This is a genomic window from Shigella sp. FC1967 (assembly GCF_001743005.1).
Taxonomy (GTDB): domain Bacteria; phylum Pseudomonadota; class Gammaproteobacteria; order Enterobacterales; family Enterobacteriaceae; genus Proteus.
Genome location: NZ_MIIZ01001180.1, coordinates 1 through 540, shown reverse-complemented (window position 1 = coordinate 540; position 540 = coordinate 1). Strand labels below are relative to the sequence as shown.

Sequence of the window (540 nt, the reverse complement as noted above, 5' to 3'; positions counted from 1 at the left end):
GGGGGTTAAAGGTTAGATGAAATCATCGAGCAAGAAAAACTAGAGTCTGCCCCGTATGCGCGGGGGTTTAAATCGAACTATCCGGAATTTCCGGATAGTTGGTATTCCCAATTATAAGGGTTAGCAAAAAGGAGCCGTCAGGCTCCTTTTTTTATTCCGCTTTAGGTCAACACATTATTCATTTCGTTCAAACACGGTCACGAGAACGCGCTTCTTGTTGTCATCGTTGATCACCATGAGGTACTTGAATTTGGAATCGCGGTGGCCCCAGACTTCCACGTTATCGACGCGGCCATACTTTCTGGCTTTATGGCGAGCCACCTTCTCGTCAAAAGGCTGGACCTGTAGCTCTGGATGCTGGAGGCGGCCAACGAGTGAGGCCCACGGTTTTTTGGGGTCTCCAGAGGTTATCCGGGCCTGATACTGATCGATGGCATGTTGAGTCACCAGGACGGGGCCAATGGCTGGTGTAGAGATTTCGTCATGGGTCTGGGTATAGGCCTGCTTGTCCACATCGAGGAGCTCAACATTCCCTTCCCC

At 50.7% G+C, this 540-nt stretch carries 1 pseudogene; it reads right to left on the bottom strand.

The window, feature by feature from the left end:
- Positions 1–174 precede the first annotated feature (174 nt).
- Positions 175–540, bottom strand: a pseudogene (locus tag BHE89_RS20015) (hypothetical protein); the annotation flags it as partial.